Here is a 14276-nt window from a genome sequence, read left to right on the forward strand (position 1 = left end):
TGAAAGAACGCCGCGAGCAGCGCGGCGGAACGCTCTCGGGCGGCGAACAACAGATGCTCGCCATCGCGCGCGCCTTGATGAGCCGGCCCCGCCTGTTGCTGCTCGACGAGCCGTCGCTCGGTCTCGCACCGCTCATCATGACCCAAATTTTCGAGGCGATCGCCAGACTCAACCGCGACGAAAAAATGTCCATCCTGTTGGTCGAACAGCGCGCCCCCCAGGCGTTGCGTTTGGCGCACCGCGGCTATGTCCTGGTCAATGGCCACATCGCGCTGACCGGCCCGAGCCGGGATCTGCTCACCAACCCCGAGGTGCGCGCGGCGTACCTCGAAGGCGGAGTGGGAGCGCACGGGCACGGAGGAGGGGCTTCGTGACGCACGTTCCTTTCCTCGACGCACCGTTGCCGGTCTTCATCGGCTTGACGCTGATCGGCATGGGTTTCGCCGCGGTCATGATCGGTCAGGCGCTGGCCGTGACCTGGAAACCGGCGTGGTACGCCGTCGCCTACATCATGCTGCTCGGTCTCGGCGACCGTTTTTTGACGTTCGCATTGTTCCAGGGAAAGCTGCTGTCGCTGACCGGATACCTCGCCGACACGGCGGTATTGATCGTGATCGCCTTGATTTCGTATCGCATCAATCGGGCCCGGCGCATGGTCGGTCAATATCCCTGGATTTATCGCCGTGCCGGACTGTTCGGCTGGCAAACCATCAGCAATGACTCATCTACAAAAAAATAGGGCCTTGGCCCCACTTTTCCCGCTGGGAGCGATGAGCTAGATTCATCTTGTTCCGTTGTCATTTCGGGGGCGAGGCCGCGATCGGTTCGCCCGTTTTTCAACCAGGGAAGGAACTTCTATGCGAACGACACGTACCTTCATGCTCGCCTCCGCCGTGCTGCTCGCGGGGACGTTCACTGCGCACGCCGACGTCAATATCGCCGTCAACGGGCCGATGACCGGCGGCGAGGCGACCTTCGGCGAACAATTCAAGCGTGGCGCCGAAATGGCGGTCGCCGACCTTAACGCCAAGGGTGGCGTACTGGGACAGAAAATCAAACTGATCATTGGCGACGACGCCTGCGATCCCAAGCAGGCGGTCGCGGTCGCCAACAAATCGGTCAGCGACAAGGTCGTGTTCGTCGCCGGGCACTTCTGCTCGTCAAGCTCGATCCCGGCGTCCGACGTCTATCACGAATCCGGCATCGTGCAGATTTCGCCCGCGTCGACCAACCCGATGCTCACCGAGAAGGGCCACTGGAACGTGTTCCGCACTTGCGGCCGTGACGACCAGCAGGGCACCGTCGCCGGCAACTTCATCGCCGACAAAATGAAGGGTAAAAAGGTCGCCATCCTGCACGACAAGACCGCCTACGGCAAAGGCCTCGCCGACGAAACCAAAAAGCAACTCAACAAACGTGGCGTGACCGAAGCGATGTACGAGGCCTACAACAAGGGCGACAAGGACTTCAAGGCGCTGGTCAGCAAGATGCAAGGCGCCAAGATCGACGTGATCTACGTCGGCGGCTATCACCAGGAAGCCGGCCTGATCATCCGCCAGGCGCATGACCAGGGCTACAAGCCGCAGCTCATCTCCGGCGATGCGCTGGTGACCGACGAATTCTGGAAGATCACCGGCCCGGCGGGCGAGGGCACCCTGATGACCTTCGACGCCGATCCGCGCCGCAACAAGGACGCCGCGCCGATCGTCGAGAAGTTCAAGAAGGCCGGCTACGAACCGGAGGGCTACACCCTCTACACCTACGCCGCCATCCAGGCGTGGGCCAACGCCGCGACCGTCGCCCAATCGTTCGACGGCAAAAAGGTCGCCGCCGCCCTCAAGGCCAACAAGCACAACACCGTGCTGGGCTCGATCGGCTTCAACGCGAAAGGCGACGTGACCGGTTCCGACTATGTCGTCTACGTCTGGAAAAACGGCAAATACGATTACTTGAACTAAACGTTCGTGTGTCCAAGACCCGGCGGTCCTCAAGGGCCGCCGGGTTTTTTTCTTTTACTCTCCGGCTTTAGCACCCCCTAGGGGTTGAGGTTCCGCCATCTTCTGGTAGCCGGTTGGCAGCCGCTTTCGACATATGGTATCTAAGCCGCTCGCTTTTCGAGAGTCCCAGAGCCTCCGGCTAGGTCCTTCATCGATGCCCGAAACCGTCGCCATCGCCAGCGATCATGCCGGCATCGAGCTGAAGGCCCTGCTCAAGAAGGAGTTGAGCGACGCCGGTCTCGATATCCTCGACCTCGGGACCGAAGGCCCCCAGTCCGTGGACTACCCGGATTTCGCCGACAAGCTCGCCCACGCCATTCGCGACGGCAAGGTCCGGCGCGGCGTGCTGGTGTGCGGTAGCGGCATCGGCATTTCGATCGCCGCCAACCGCCATCCCGAAGTCCGCGCCGCTTTGGTCCACGACGCCCTCGGCGCCCGCCTCGCGCGTCAGCACAACGATGCCAACGTCATTTGCTTCGGCGGGCGCATGATCGGCCCGGAAGTGGCGCGCGATTGCCTCAAGGTTTTTCTTTCCACCGCGTTCGAGGGCGGCCGCCACGCTAACCGCGTCGCAAAGCTCACTCCGTCACGCCGTTCCTGAAAACCAACGAACAATTGACACTAACCAAGGAAAAGTCATGTCTGCTCAAACATCCGCCGTCCGTTCCGTAAACGGAGACGCCTTCTTCACTCAGCCGCTCGCCGCGCGCGATCCGGAACTGCATGCCGCCATCGTCAAGGAATTGGGGCGTCAGCGCGATCAGATCGAATTGATCGCGTCGGAAAACATCGTGTCGCGGGCGGTGTTGGAAGCGCAAGGCTCGATCTTGACCAACAAGTATGCCGAAGGCCTTCCCGGCAAGCGCTATTACGGCGGGTGCGAATTCGTCGACATCGCCGAGAATCTCGCCATCGAGCGGGCGAAAAAGCTGTTCGGCTGCCAGTTCGCCAACGTCCAACCTCATTCCGGCGCGCAGGCCAACGGCGCGGTGATGATGGCGCTGCTGGAGCCGGGCGATCCGATCCTGGGGCTCTCACTCGCCGCCGGCGGGCATCTCACCCACGGCGCGCCGGTCGCGCTGTCGGGCAAATGGTTCAAAGCCCAGCAATACGGCGTGCGGCGCGAGGACGCGCTGATCGATTACGACGAAGTCGAGCGGATGGCGCGCGAGCATCGGCCGAAGCTGATCATCGCCGGAGGGTCGGCCTATCCGCGGGTGATCGACTTCGCGCGCTTCCGCAAGATCGCGGACGGGGTCGGCGCCTACTTCATGGTCGACATGGCGCACTTCGCCGGCTTGTCCGCCGCCGGGGTCTATCCCAACCCGGTGCCGCATGCCCATGTCGTCACCACCACCACCCACAAGACCCTGCGCGGCCCGCGCGGCGGCATGATCCTCACCAACGACCCGGAGCTCGCCAAGAAGCTCAACACCGCGGTGTTCCCCGGCACCCAGGGCGGGCCTTTGATGCACGTGATCGCCGCCAAGGCGGTCGCGTTCGGCGAGGCACTTAAGCCCGAATTCAAGACCTACGCCAAGAACGTCGTCGAGAACGCCAAGGTTCTGGCGAAAACGCTGCTGGAGCGCGGCTTCGCCATCGTTTCCGGCGGCACGGATTCGCACCTGATGCTGGTCGATCTGCGTCCGAAGAAGATCACCGGCAAGGCGGCCGAGGCAAGTCTCGATCGTGCCCACATCACCTGCAACAAGAACGGAATCCCGTTCGACCCGGAAAAGCCGACCATCACGTCGGGCATCCGGCTCGGCACCCCGGCCGGCACCAGCCGCGGTTTCGGGACGGAGGAATTCCGCCAGATCGGCGTCCTGATCGCCGACGTTCTCGAATCGCTCGCCGCCCATCCGGACGACAACGGCAAGGCCGAGGCCGCGGCGCGCGACAAGGTCCACGACTTGTGCCGGCGTTTCCCGATCTATCCCGATCTGTGAGGCGAGACCAAGGGGGAGGAACAGAGTCATGCGCTGCCCGTTTTGCGGCCACGAGGACACCCAGGTGAAGGACTCGCGTCCGACCGAGGATAACGCCGCGATCCGTCGACGGCGTTATTGCTCGGCGTGCGGATCGCGCTTCACCACCTTCGAGCGCATCCAGCTGCGCGAACTGATGGTGGTCAAGAGCAGCGGCGAGAAGGTTCCGTTCGATCGCGACAAGCTGTTGCGCTCGCTCAAGATCGCGCTGCGCAAACGGCCGGTGGAGGACGAGCGGATCGAACGCTTGGTCAACAGCATCCAGCGCCGCCTGGAAACTCTGGGCGAAAACGAAATCCCGACCAAGGTCATCGGCGAAATGGTGATGGATCAGTTGAAGGAACTCGACCCCGTCGCCTACGTCCGCTTCGCCTCCGTCTACCGCAATTTCCGCGAGGCGAAGGATTTCGAGGAATTCGTGGGTAAGCTTGGCGACACCCGCTGACACATCCCCCGCGCGCGACTTCGCCAACATGCGTTCGGCGCTCGCTCTCGCGCGCCGTGGCCTCGGCAACGTTTGGCCCAATCCGGCGGTCGGTTGCGTGCTGGTGCGCGAAGCTGATTCCGGCGAACAGGCCGGCGGCCGCGCCGGCCGCGTGGTTGGGCGCGGTTGGACCCAGCCCGGCGGACGTCCCCACGCCGAAACCGAGGCGATCCGGCGCGCCGGCGCCGACACCAAGGGAACGACCGCCTATGTCACCCTCGAGCCCTGCGCCCATCACGGCGTGACGCCGCCCTGTGTCGATGCGTTGATCGCCGCCCGTGTCGCGCGCGTGGTCGCGGCCATCGACGATCCCGATAGCCGCACCGCCGGGCGCGGTTTGGCGCGCCTGAAGGAGTCCGGAATCGAAGTCGCGCGCGGCGTCGGCGCCGCCGAAGCCGCCGAAATCAACGCCGGATTTTTCCTGCGCGTGCGCGAGGGCCGGCCGCTCGTCACGCTCAAGCTTGCCTCGACCCTCGACGGGCGCATCGCCGCCGCGAACGGCGAGAGCCGCTGGGTCACCGGCACCGAGGCCCGCGCCCGCGCTCATCGGCTGCGCGCCGAGTTTGATGCGGTTATGATCGGCTCCGGGGCTGCGCGCGTCGACGACCCCGAACTGACATGCCGGTTGCCCGGTTTCGCCGGGCGGCAGCCGGTGCGGATCGTCATGAACGGACGCCTCGGGTTGTCGCCCGACTCGCGGCTCGCGCGCACCGCCCGGGAAACGCCCGTCTGGGTGGTCACGACCGTCAACGCCGACGTCGCGCGCACGAAGGCGCTCGCGGCGTGCGGGGTCGAGATCATCGAGGTTGCCGCCGGTGCCGACGGGCACATCGATGCCAAGGCCGCGCTCGCCGCTCTCGGTGGGCTCGGGCTGACGCGGGTTCTGGTCGAAGGCGGCGGCACGCTCGCCGCGGCACTTTTCAAAGCCGATCTCGTCGACCGTATGGCTTGGTTTCACGCTCCCGCCGTGCTCGGCGGCGAGGGCCGCCCGGCGGTCGGGGAAATGGCGATCGCCGCGCTTGCCCACATGCCGCGTTTCGAGCCGGTCGCCCGCACCGCCGTCGGCGACGACGGTCTTGTCACGTTCCGCCGTTCGGGCCGATAACAGAGCCATGTTCACCGGCATCGTCAGCGACCTCGGCCGCGTGCGGGCGATCAAGCCCGGCGTCATGCCGCCAGGCATGCGTTCGCATGACGCGCGCTACGAATTCGAGACCGGATACGACACGGCGACGCTCGCGCTCGGCGCCTCGGTCTGCTGTTCGGGCGCGTGCCTGACCGTCATCGACAAGGGGCCGGGCTGGTTCGCGGCGACGGTGTCGGCCGAAACGCTCGCGCGCACCACGCTGGGGCGCTGGCGCGCGGGAACCCCGGTCAATTTCGAGCGCGCGCTGCGCGCCGGCGACGAGTTGGGCGGGCACATCGTCACCGGCCACGTCGACGGGGTCGCCGAGCTGACATCCGCGCGGGAGGAGGGGGGGTCGCTCCGCCTCGTCTTCGCCCCGCCCGCGCATTTGGCGCGCTTCATCGCCGCCAAGGGCTCCGTCGCCCTCGACGGCGTTTCGCTCACCGTCAACGAGGTCGCCGCGACCGGCTTCGGCATCAATCTCATTCCGCACACCCGCGTGGCGACCACGCTCGGCGCGCTCGCGCCCGGCGATGCGGTCAACCTGGAAATAGATCCCCTCGCACGGTATGTTGCGCGCCTCCTGGGCAGAGAGTAGCGGCCATGCCGTACCGGCAATACCTGTCGTCGATCGAGGAAATCATCGAGGAGGCCCGCAACGGCCGCATGTTCATCCTCGTCGACGACGAAGAACGCGAGAACGAGGGCGACCTCGTCATTCCGGCGCAAATGGCGACGCCGGAATCGGTCAACTTCATGGCCAAGTACGGGCGCGGCCTGATTTGCCTTTCGCTCACGTCGCGGCGCGTCGCCGAACTGCAACTGCCGGCGATGGCGCGCCACAACGCCTCGCGCCACCAGACCGCGTTCACGGTGTCGATCGAAGCGCGCGAAGGCGTCACCACCGGCATTTCCGCCTCCGACCGCGCCCGCACCATCGCTGTCGCCATCGACCCGACCAAGGGTCCCGCCGACCTCGCCACGCCCGGCCACGTGTTCCCGCTGGAAGCGCGCGATGGCGGCGTGCTGGTGCGCGCCGGCCACACCGAGGCCACGGTCGATATTTCCCGGCTGGCCGGTCTCAACCCCTCGGCCGTGATCTGCGAGATCATGAACGAGGACGGCACCATGGCGCGCATGCCCGACCTGGTCGCCTTCGCCCAGCGCCATAATCTCAAGATCGCGACCATCGCCGACCTGATCGCCCATCGCCTCCGCCACGACCGCATCGTCGAACGGACGATCGAGTCCGAATTCGAGAGCATCTATGGCGGTAAGTTCCGCATGCTGGTCTACGTCAACAAAGTCGCTTATGCCGAGCACATCGCGCTGGTCAAAGGCGACATCGCGGCGGACGGGCCGGTGCCGGTGCGGATGCACGCCCTCAACGTGCTCGATGACGTGCTCGGCGACACCGCTGCCGGCAAGGCCGAAGACTTGCACCGTGCCATGCGCCTGATCGGCAAGGAAGGACGCGGCGTCATCGTTTTGATCCGCGAACCGCATCGCGCCGCACTGTCCGACCGAGTGCGGGCGAAAAAGGACAATGTCATGCCGCAGGGCACGGAACTGCGCGACTACGGTGTCGGTGCGCAAATTCTGCTCGATCTCGGCGTCAAGGAAATGACGCTGCTGTCCAACACCAAGCGTACCCTGATCGGTTTCGAGGGCTGGGGGCTTTCGATCGCCGGGCAGCGGCCGCTGCGGGACAAGGAGGCATAACCATGACCCGCGCCGCCAACCGCCCGCGTCCCCGCGACCGCAAGAAGAGACCCTTGCCCGTCCTGATCGTCGAATCGCGCTATTACCCGGAGATCGCCGACGATCTCGCGCGCGGCGCGGGCGCGGCGCTGGAGAAGGCCGGCGTTCCTTACGAACGACTCGCGGTCTCCGGGGTTTTCGAAATTCCGGCCGCGATCCGCCTGATCGCGCGCTCGCGTCGGGGGCGGGGTATCGGCGGCTATCTCGCGCTCGGTTGCGTCATTCGCGGCGAAACCGACCATTACGACCACATTTGCCGCGAAGCGAGCCGCGCCCTGATGGACCTGACGACCGAGCATGGGCTTGCCGTCGGCTTCGGCATTTTGACTTGCCCGACCGCCGAACACGCCCGCGTGCGCGCCGCGCCGGACAAGAAGAACAAGGGAGCCGAAGCGGCCAAGGCCTGCCTCGATATAATGGCGTTGAAATCGGAGCTGTGATGCGTACCCCGTCACCCCGCGGCGCAGGCCGACCGAAAGATAAATCGGGCGCATCCACGCCCGGCGGACGCCGCAGCGCCACTCGGCTCGCCGCCGTGCAAGCGCTTTACGAAATCGAATTCACCGGCATTCCGACCGAAGGCGTGCTCAAGGAATTTCTCGCACGGCGCTGGGCCCTGACCGAAACCCACGTCGGCGCCGACGAAGAGGGAGCGGCGCCGGAACCTCTGGTCACGCCCGACCTTGCGTTTCTCGGCGAGCTGATCGGCGGCACGCAACGCCGAAAGAAGGATTTGGACCAGGCGATTCAAGGCGCGCTTGCCCCGGACGGCACTCCGTTCGAGCGCCTGGAGCCCTTGTTGCGCGCGATCCTGCGACTCGGAGCCTTCGAACTGGCCGAACGGCCGGACGTCGACGCCGCCACGGTCATCGACGAATACGTCGAGTTGGCGCGTGCTTTTTTCACCGGGCGGGAACCGGCGCTCGTCAACGGCGTGCTCGACCGGTTGGCGCGCGAACTGCGTGGCGGAGCATCCCATGGCGCGGGCAAGACGGCAGGCGCCGGATGAGTTCGCGCTGATCGCGCGCTACTTCCGTCCGCTCGCGACGGAAGAAAAGGGCGCGTTCGCGCTCACCGACGACGCCGCCGTGCTCGAATTGCCCCGAAACACGCGCCTAGTCGCCACCACCGATTGTCTGATCGAGGGCGTTCATTTCCCCCAAGACGCCGCGCCCGAGGACATCGCGCCCAAGCTTTTACGCGTCAATCTGTCCGACCTCGCCGCCATGGGCGCTGAACCGCGATGGTATCTGCTGGCGGCCGGATTTGCGCGCGGCACGACGGCGGCGTGGATCGGGCGATTTGCCCGTGCACTCCGACGCGAGCAACGAAAATTCGGCATCACGCTTGCCGGCGGCGACACGGTGGCCGCCCCCGGACGCGCGTGTTTCACCGTCACCGCGCTCGGCGTGACGGAAAAGGGGGGCGGGATTCGCCGCTCCGGCGCACGGGCCGGCGACGACGTCTATGTCTCGGGCGCGATCGGCGACGCCGCGCTCGGACTGCGCGTGTTGCGCGGCGAACTGCGGCTTCCCGCCCGCCATGCCCGTCATCTGCTCGAACGTTACCATCGGCCGACTCCGCGGATCGAGCTTGGCCGGCGCTTGGCGGGCGTGGCACGCGCGGCAATCGATGTGTCGGACGGGCTTATCGCCGATCTCGGCCATATCTGCGAAGCTTCCCGTCTCGGGGCGATCGTCGACGGGAAAGCCGTTCCGCTCTCGCCCGCGGGCCGGGCCGCGCTCCGCGCCAAACCCGAGTGGTTCGAGCATGTCCTTGCCGGCGGCGACGACTACGAGCTTGTTTTCACGGCTCCAGCCGCGCTGCGGTCCCGTATCCGGGCGATCGCCCGGGAGCTCCGGGTGCCGCTTACCCGCATCGGGCGGATGGGGCGCGCGGGGAGGCCGGCCGTCCATGTGACCGGCCCCGACGGCCGGGCGATGACCTTGGCGCGCGCGGGTTGGCGTCATTTTTAATTAAGGGGGCTTTTCAGATACGGCGCCGTTACCGATATTTAATCCAGGTCCACGATACTCTTGAGCAATGAAACGGTTTATTCTGCCCGGATTGGCCGTGATCCTGAGCCTCGCCGGTGGCGGCGTCGGCGTCATGAAGTGGATGCAGCTCGGCCCCTTCGCACCGGAAGAGGTTGCTGGGTCGTCCACGACGGCGGAGTCGCGCAAGCGCGAACCGCCGCGCTACGTCGACGTCGAGCCGCTCAACATCGCCTTGATCATGAACGAACGGCCGCGGGCCGTCGTGCAGATCACCGCCAAGCTCGAGGTCGAGAACGACAAGGCCGCCATGCAGGTCCATAAAAAGATGACGAAGCTCACCAGCGCCCTCGTCGTCGATCTGCATGATTTCTTGCCGAGGGTCCTTCGCGAGGCCGATCATATCGACCTCGATCTGCTCAAGGAGCGCATGCAGTACGTGGCCGACAAGACGTTCGGCCAAGGCCTGATCAAGCAAGTCCTAATCCAGTCGGTTCACGACGGCGGGAGTAAGTCCTAAGTCGGGGACAAAAACAAGCCCGATCAATATGTTGCCGTCGGTCACCGCGACGCGAAATTGTTGGATGCGTCGCACGGCGGAACGGTTGCCAGGGCCTCGCGCTTCTGGCATTTTCCCCCCGACTTTTTCACGGCGGAATCCATCACCCGCCTAGCTGTCGACTCAATTTTCCTTCCTCGTTCCGGTCCGCGGGCCCTCAGATAAGGAATCCCTCCGAATGTCCACCATCGATTTTCTGATTCTCGGTTGCGGCGTCTTGGCGCTGGCCTATGGTGCGGTTACGGCACGCTCGATCCTCGCCGCGCCCGCTGGCAACGAACGCATGCAAGCCATCGCCGCCGCCGTGCAGGAAGGCGCGCGCGCCTACCTGAACCGGCAATACACCACCATCGCCATGGTCGGCGTGGTGATCGGAGTGATCCTCGGCTGGCGGCTCGGCCTCCCGGTCGCGGTCGGATACGCCATCGGCGCGGTTTGCTCGGGGCTCGCCGGTTATATCGGCATGAACGTCTCCGTGCGCGCCAATGTGCGCACCGCCGAAGCCGCTCGCTCCAAGGGCCTCGAAGGCGGCCTCGACATTTCGTTCAAGGCCGGAGCCATCACCGGCATGCTGGTGGTCGGCCTCGCACTGATCGGGGTTGCCGGCTACTACATGATTCTCAAGGGCATGTACGATGTTTCCAAGCCCGACCAGCTCCGCCACGTGCTCGAAGCGCTGGTCGCGCTCGGCTTTGGCGCGTCGCTCATCTCGATCTTCGCCCGCTTGGGCGGCGGCATCTTCACCAAGGGCGCCGACGTCGGCGCCGATCTGGTCGGCAAGGTGGAAGCGGGAATCCCCGAGGACGATCCGCGCAATCCGGCGGTGATCGCCGATAACGTCGGCGACAACGTCGGCGATTGCGCCGGGATGGCCGCCGACCTGTTCGAAACCTACGCCGTGACCACGGTCGGCACCATGCTTTTGGGCGCGATCTTCTTCACCGGCGCGGCGGCCGAAACCATGATGATCTACCCGCTGGTCATCGGCGCGGTGTGCATCGTGGCGTCGGTCATTTCGACGTATTTCGTCAAGCTGGGCCCGAGCCGCAAGATCATGGGCGCGCTCTACAAGGGCCTGGTCGGGGCCGGCGTCATTTCCGCGGCGTTGATCGCCGTCGTCACGGCGCAACTGATCGGCTTCGACAAGGGGATCGAAATGGCCGGCCGAAGCGTGACCGGCGGGCAGCTTTACGCCTGCGCGATCATCGGCCTCGCGGTTACCGGGCTGATCGTTTGGATCACCGAGTATTACACCGGGACCGACTATCGCCCGGTCAAAAGCGTGGCCCAGGCCTCGACCACCGGCCACGGCACCAACGTGATCCAAGGGCTCGCAGTATCCATGGAAGCGACCGCGCTGCCTGTCGTTGTGATCTGCGCCGGCATTATCGCCGGGTACATGCTGGGCGGCCTTTACGGCATCGCCATCGCCGCGACCACCATGCTGGCGCTCGCCGGCATGGTCGTGGCACTCGACGCCTACGGCCCGGTCACCGACAATGCCGGCGGCATCGCCGAAATGGCGGATCTGCCCAAGGACGTGCGCAAATTTACCGACGCGCTCGACGCCGTCGGCAACACCACCAAGGCGGTGACCAAGGGCTACGCCATCGGCTCGGCCGGCCTCGCGGCACTGGTGCTGTTCGCCGCCTACACCGAGGACCTGAAGTACTACTTCCCGAACCTTAAAGTCTCGTTCCAGCTGCAGGATCCGTACGTGGTGATTGGCCTCTTCGTCGGCGGCTTGTTGCCGTATCTGTTCGGCGCCATGGGCATGATGGCGGTTGGACGCGCGGCCGGCTCGGTGGTGGTCGAGGTCCGCCGTCAATTCAAGGAAATCGCCGGCATCATGGAAGGGAAGACCAAGCCGGAATACGGCACCTGCGTCGACATGCTGACCCGGGCCGCGATCAAGGAAATGATCGTACCGTCGTTGCTGCCCGTGCTCGCCCCGATCGTGCTGTATGCGGTGATCGGCGCCATCGGCGGCCAGGCGGCGGCCTTTTCGGCGGTCGGCGCGATGCTGCTCGGCACCATCGTCACCGGGCTGTTCGTCGCTATCTCGATGACCTCGGGCGGCGGCGCCTGGGACAACGCCAAGAAGTTCATCGAGGACGGCCACCACGGCGGCAAAGGATCCGACGCCCACAAGGCGGCGGTGACCGGCGATACGGTCGGCGATCCCTACAAGGACACCGCCGGCCCCGCCGTCAACCCGATGATCAAGATCATCAATATCGTCGCGATCCTGCTGCTCGCGATCGTCGCCTAGGGGGCGGAAAAGGGGCAGAAACCCGCGTCCGGAGGCTAGGCGTCAGCGGGGCGGAATTCCGCCGCCGCCAACTTGCGGTTGGGTTTTCTTGCGGCTAAATCGGCCGAAGTTGCCGAGCACCTGCTCGAACACGGTCAACTCATGCCCGGTGGTCGGCGTCACCCGCTCGACCGGCCGGACATTGCGCCCGTCGGCGAGGCCGAGGGTGCTCACGTCGCTGACGATGCCTTCGTCGTTGAACTCGACCGCGACAATCTTGCGGTCGTTGATTTCCGGCTTGAAAAAAAGCGTCGAGTGAACTTCCTGGCTGACGTAGTACCAGATTTCCGGGCCGAAGGTCGAATTGCTGGACGGCGAGCCGATGATTTCCACGACCTGATCGCGATTGGTCTTGCCCGGCTCGATCTGAGCGAGCCGTTCGGGATCGACTTCGTGCCCCTGATTGTGGATACGCGGCGCGCAAGCACCGGTCGCCAGCGCGAGGACCAGGATCACCGGCGCGACCAGAACCGTGTGGTGTCGGGCGATGGGTTTGAACATTCGCTAAAGTGAAATGCATCGGCCGTGATCCCGTGTCAATCGCCGCGACCAGGTCAAAACAATGGAAAAATGGATATTTTCAATATATAACAAAGGGTCGCATGGTGTTTTTTAAGTTTTTTGGCAGCCGAAAAGAAGGTTTTTCCCAGCCTGCTCTCGGCCTTTACCAAGCGGCCGTGACCGCGGCGCGGGCGCCGGAATTCTATTCCCGACTTGGGGTTCCCGACACTCCGGATGGCCGATTCGACATGATCGCGATCCATGTATTCTTGGCACTCCGCCGCCTCCAGCGCGAGCAAGGCCCGACCCGGGATGCCGCGCGGGAGATTGCCCAGGCGCTGACCGACATCCTGATCGCCGACATGGACCGGAATTTGCGCGAAATGGGCGTGGGCGATCTATCCGTGGGCAAGCAAGTCAAGGCGCTGGCCGCCGCGTTCCGCGGCCGTGTCACGGCCTACGACGCGGCCCTCGACCGTCCGGACGAGGCGGGCGATTTGGCCGAGGCCCTTGGCCGCAACATTTTTCGGCGGGGCAGTCGTGCGCCGGAAAACGGCATCATCCGTATCGCCGAACACATCCGGGCCACCGACGCCGCTCTGACCGGCCAGCCGTGGCCGTCCATCGCCGCCGGCACCATCGTTTTTCCCCCTCCGCCGGGCGTGTCGAAATAGCTAAAATATTGACTGCCATGACCTTCCGCCATCCGCCGCTGCCCGAGTTTTCGCGCCCTGTCGAGATCGAATCCCTGGGCGATCGCCCGATCCGCTTCGACGTCCACGCCGATCCCGGGGAACGCGCCAAGCTCGCTCGGCGCTTCGGATTGACCGAATTGAGGAGCCTTTCCGCCCACATCGATCTGGAACGGGATGCGGCGGGGGATATTCGTCTCGCTGGCCGGATCACCGCCGACGTGGTTCAAACCTGCGTCGTCACGCTGGAACCCATTCGTTCGACCATCGAGGCCACCGTCAACCGCGTCTTCACGTCCGCCAGCGGTCCGGACATGGACAATTCCGAAGAGGTTTTTCTCGCGCCCGACGCCGATGAACCGGCGGAGCGCCTTGCCGGCGGCACGATCGATGTCGGCGAAGCGGTGGCCGAAACCTTAGGTCTCGAAATCGACCCGTTCCCAAGAGCACCCGGAGCGGTCTTCCGGGGTATTTCGGACGATGCGTCCGATGGCGCTCAAGATGTTGAAAAATCAGGTCCTTTTGCCGCCTTAGCCAAACTCAAGACAAGGCGATAGTATCGCCCCATGCGGCTTGCCCCGAAGGGGCGGATTGTTTATAAGCGCGCGCCCCGCCAAGGGAGTCTCGAAACGAGGAAAGTGGTCCGATGGCTGTCCCGAAGAAAAAAACGTCCAAATCCTGCCGCAACATGCGCCGCGCCCATCATGCCCTCGGCTCGTCCGCGTACGCGGAATGCCCGAACTGCGGCGAGTTGAAGCGGCCCCATCACGTTTGCGCGTCCTGCGGCCACTACGACGGTCAACCGATCAAGACCGAACCGGCGGCCGGCGAAGCGGCCGCCTAACGGCCCCGGCGTTCGGCGT

At 65.0% G+C, this 14276-nt stretch carries 18 protein-coding genes; 17 read left to right on the forward strand and 1 reads right to left on the reverse strand.

Annotation, left to right across the window (positions count from 1 at the left end; genetic code table 11):
• The 14 genes from FJ311_09620 to FJ311_09685 form a co-directional block, all read left to right on the forward strand.
• Positions 1-374, forward strand: a 374-nt coding sequence (locus FJ311_09620; protein MBM3951699.1) for an ATP-binding cassette domain-containing protein, incomplete at its 5' end; no start/stop codon positions are given.
• Between the two features lie 59 nt (positions 375-433).
• Positions 434-739 (forward strand): hypothetical protein, encoded by a 306-nt coding sequence (locus FJ311_09625; protein ID MBM3951700.1) that lies wholly within the window; start codon positions 434-436, stop codon positions 737-739.
• A gap of 118 nt (positions 740-857) precedes the next feature.
• Positions 858-1958 carry a branched-chain amino acid ABC transporter substrate-binding protein gene (locus FJ311_09630; protein ID MBM3951701.1) on the forward strand — a complete coding sequence of 367 codons (1101 nt, stop codon included), beginning with the start codon at positions 858-860 and terminating at the stop codon, positions 1956-1958.
• A gap of 193 nt (positions 1959-2151) precedes the next feature.
• Positions 2152-2598 (forward strand): ribose 5-phosphate isomerase B, encoded by a 447-nt coding sequence (gene rpiB / locus FJ311_09635; protein MBM3951702.1) that lies wholly within the window; start codon positions 2152-2154, stop codon positions 2596-2598.
• 37 nt (positions 2599-2635) lie between these two features.
• Positions 2636-3946 (forward strand): serine hydroxymethyltransferase, encoded by a 1311-nt coding sequence (locus FJ311_09640; GenBank protein ID MBM3951703.1) that lies wholly within the window; start codon positions 2636-2638, stop codon positions 3944-3946.
• A 28-nt stretch (positions 3947-3974) separates the two neighbouring features.
• Positions 3975-4430: a transcriptional repressor NrdR gene (nrdR, locus tag FJ311_09645; GenBank protein ID MBM3951704.1), complete on the forward strand. Its 456-nt coding sequence runs from the start codon at positions 3975-3977 to the stop codon at positions 4428-4430.
• A gap of 28 nt (positions 4431-4458) precedes the next feature.
• Positions 4459-5574, forward strand: a complete 1116-nt coding sequence (gene ribD / locus FJ311_09650; GenBank protein MBM3951705.1) for a bifunctional diaminohydroxyphosphoribosylaminopyrimidine deaminase/5-amino-6-(5-phosphoribosylamino)uracil reductase RibD — start codon at positions 4459-4461, stop codon at positions 5572-5574.
• A 7-nt stretch (positions 5575-5581) separates the two neighbouring features.
• Entirely contained in the window at positions 5582-6193 is a 612-nt protein-coding gene (locus FJ311_09655) for a riboflavin synthase (protein MBM3951706.1), read from the forward strand.
• A 5-nt stretch (positions 6194-6198) separates the two neighbouring features.
• Complete coding sequence (gene ribB, locus FJ311_09660) at positions 6199-7317, forward strand: 3,4-dihydroxy-2-butanone-4-phosphate synthase (GenBank protein ID MBM3951707.1); 1119 nt, start codon at positions 6199-6201, stop codon at positions 7315-7317.
• Positions 7318-7319: 2 nt separating this feature from the next.
• Positions 7320-7796, forward strand: a complete 477-nt coding sequence (gene ribH, locus FJ311_09665) for a 6,7-dimethyl-8-ribityllumazine synthase (GenBank protein MBM3951708.1) — start codon at positions 7320-7322, stop codon at positions 7794-7796.
• On the forward strand, positions 7796-8365 hold the full coding sequence (gene nusB / locus FJ311_09670; protein ID MBM3951709.1) for a transcription antitermination factor NusB: 570 nt from the start codon (positions 7796-7798) through the stop codon (positions 8363-8365). Before ribH ends, nusB begins: the two co-directional genes overlap by 1 nt.
• Complete coding sequence (gene thiL, locus FJ311_09675) at positions 8334-9332, forward strand: thiamine-phosphate kinase (protein ID MBM3951710.1); 999 nt, start codon at positions 8334-8336, stop codon at positions 9330-9332. Before nusB ends, thiL begins: the two co-directional genes overlap by 32 nt.
• A 67-nt stretch (positions 9333-9399) precedes the next feature.
• Complete coding sequence (locus FJ311_09680; protein ID MBM3951711.1) at positions 9400-9870, forward strand: hypothetical protein; 471 nt, start codon at positions 9400-9402, stop codon at positions 9868-9870.
• Between the two features lie 217 nt (positions 9871-10087).
• Positions 10088-12181: a sodium-translocating pyrophosphatase gene (locus FJ311_09685; GenBank protein MBM3951712.1), complete on the forward strand. Its 2094-nt coding sequence runs from the start codon at positions 10088-10090 to the stop codon at positions 12179-12181.
• A gap of 42 nt (positions 12182-12223) precedes the next feature.
• Here the strand turns inward: FJ311_09685 and FJ311_09690 are convergent, their stop codons facing one another.
• Entirely contained in the window at positions 12224-12721 is a 498-nt protein-coding gene (locus FJ311_09690) for an outer membrane protein assembly factor BamE (GenBank protein MBM3951713.1), read from the reverse strand.
• Between the two features lie 101 nt (positions 12722-12822).
• Here FJ311_09690 and FJ311_09695 point away from each other — a divergent pair, with 101 nt between their 5' ends.
• The 3 genes from FJ311_09695 (at position 12823) to FJ311_09705 (ending at position 14257) form a co-directional block, all read left to right on the forward strand.
• Positions 12823-13395 carry a ubiquinol-cytochrome C chaperone gene (locus tag FJ311_09695; GenBank protein MBM3951714.1) on the forward strand — a complete coding sequence of 191 codons (573 nt, stop codon included), beginning with the start codon at positions 12823-12825 and terminating at the stop codon, positions 13393-13395.
• A 17-nt stretch (positions 13396-13412) separates the two neighbouring features.
• On the forward strand, positions 13413-13970 hold the full coding sequence (locus tag FJ311_09700; GenBank protein MBM3951715.1) for a DUF177 domain-containing protein: 558 nt from the start codon (positions 13413-13415) through the stop codon (positions 13968-13970).
• 89 nt (positions 13971-14059) lie between these two features.
• Positions 14060-14257 carry a 50S ribosomal protein L32 gene (locus FJ311_09705; GenBank protein ID MBM3951716.1) on the forward strand — a complete coding sequence of 66 codons (198 nt, stop codon included), beginning with the start codon at positions 14060-14062 and terminating at the stop codon, positions 14255-14257.
• The last annotated feature ends 19 nt before the right edge of the window (positions 14258-14276 follow it).

The sequence above is a fragment of the Rhodospirillales bacterium genome (genome assembly GCA_016872535.1).
Taxonomy (GTDB): domain Bacteria; phylum Pseudomonadota; class Alphaproteobacteria; order Rhodospirillales; family 2-12-FULL-67-15; genus 2-12-FULL-67-15.

Excerpts from the sequence above, each read along its gene's own strand:
- FJ311_09625 (MBM3951700.1), top strand. The coding sequence starts at position 434 with ATGGGTTTCGCCGCGGTCATGATCGGTCAGGCGCTGGCCGTGACCTGG.
- FJ311_09630 (MBM3951701.1), top strand. The coding sequence starts at position 858 with ATGCGAACGACACGTACCTTCATGCTCGCCTCCGCCGTGCTGCTCGCG.
- rpiB (MBM3951702.1), top strand. The coding sequence starts at position 2,152 with ATGCCCGAAACCGTCGCCATCGCCAGCGATCATGCCGGCATCGAGCTG.
- FJ311_09640 (MBM3951703.1), top strand. The coding sequence starts at position 2,636 with ATGTCTGCTCAAACATCCGCCGTCCGTTCCGTAAACGGAGACGCCTTC.
- nrdR (MBM3951704.1), top strand. The coding sequence starts at position 3,975 with ATGCGCTGCCCGTTTTGCGGCCACGAGGACACCCAGGTGAAGGACTCG.
- ribD (MBM3951705.1), top strand. The coding sequence starts at position 4,459 with ATGCGTTCGGCGCTCGCTCTCGCGCGCCGTGGCCTCGGCAACGTTTGG.
- FJ311_09655 (MBM3951706.1), top strand. The coding sequence starts at position 5,582 with ATGTTCACCGGCATCGTCAGCGACCTCGGCCGCGTGCGGGCGATCAAG.
- ribB (MBM3951707.1), top strand. The coding sequence starts at position 6,199 with ATGCCGTACCGGCAATACCTGTCGTCGATCGAGGAAATCATCGAGGAG.
- ribH (MBM3951708.1), top strand. The coding sequence starts at position 7,320 with ATGACCCGCGCCGCCAACCGCCCGCGTCCCCGCGACCGCAAGAAGAGA.
- nusB (MBM3951709.1), top strand. The coding sequence starts at position 7,796 with ATGCGTACCCCGTCACCCCGCGGCGCAGGCCGACCGAAAGATAAATCG.
- thiL (MBM3951710.1), top strand. The coding sequence starts at position 8,334 with ATGGCGCGGGCAAGACGGCAGGCGCCGGATGAGTTCGCGCTGATCGCG.
- FJ311_09680 (MBM3951711.1), top strand. The coding sequence starts at position 9,400 with ATGAAACGGTTTATTCTGCCCGGATTGGCCGTGATCCTGAGCCTCGCC.
- FJ311_09685 (MBM3951712.1), top strand. The coding sequence starts at position 10,088 with ATGTCCACCATCGATTTTCTGATTCTCGGTTGCGGCGTCTTGGCGCTG.
- FJ311_09690 (MBM3951713.1), bottom strand. The coding sequence starts at position 12,721 with ATGTTCAAACCCATCGCCCGACACCACACGGTTCTGGTCGCGCCGGTG.
- FJ311_09695 (MBM3951714.1), top strand. The coding sequence starts at position 12,823 with ATGGTGTTTTTTAAGTTTTTTGGCAGCCGAAAAGAAGGTTTTTCCCAG.
- FJ311_09700 (MBM3951715.1), top strand. The coding sequence starts at position 13,413 with ATGACCTTCCGCCATCCGCCGCTGCCCGAGTTTTCGCGCCCTGTCGAG.
- FJ311_09705 (MBM3951716.1), top strand. The coding sequence starts at position 14,060 with ATGGCTGTCCCGAAGAAAAAAACGTCCAAATCCTGCCGCAACATGCGC.